Genomic DNA, 564 nt, shown 5'->3' on the forward strand with positions numbered 1-564 from the left:
ATGTACTATCACGAGGAGGATGTTGACCGTTGTCCTTGGTGCGGCGAATGGTTTGTAAAAGATGACGGCCATGAATCGGAGTTGACGGGGAACTGCTACTGCTCTGAAGAATGCAGGGAGAAAGCGGAGGATTGTTATATCTCGGAACATCGTCGAGTGGAACTCAAAGCGGCGTAGCATATAAATAAAAATTAACAATGAAAAATTAAAAATGAAACGATAAGGGATGGAGCTGTGACAGAAAATAAAAACAGAACAAAGCAAAAATGTCATGGCTTCATCCTTTAATCTCTCTTCAAATTAAATCAAAATCAAATTCAACAACAAAACAAAAAGCGTAAAGATTATGGATTTCAAATTATTAAAACAGCTTTACAAGATCCACTCAAAGTCAGGATACGAGGGCAAGATAATTTCTTTCGTCTGCAAGTGGGTTGACAAGAACATACAAGGTGCAAAGATGGAACTTGACTGGAACACTGGGAATATCTACATAACCAAGGGAACTGCAAAGACCTATCCCTGCATGGTGGCTCATCTTGACCAAGTGCAGAAATACCATCC

The 564-nt window shown here is 39.7% G+C and carries 1 pseudogene; it reads left to right on the forward strand.

From position 1 onward, the window contains the following. Window positions 1-346: 346 nt before the first annotated feature. A pseudogene (locus H6A34_RS14580) lies at window positions 347-564 on the forward strand (hypothetical protein); the annotation flags it as partial.

This window comes from Marseilla massiliensis (genome assembly GCF_016899855.1).
Taxonomy (GTDB): Bacteria; Bacteroidota; Bacteroidia; order Bacteroidales; family Bacteroidaceae; genus Prevotella.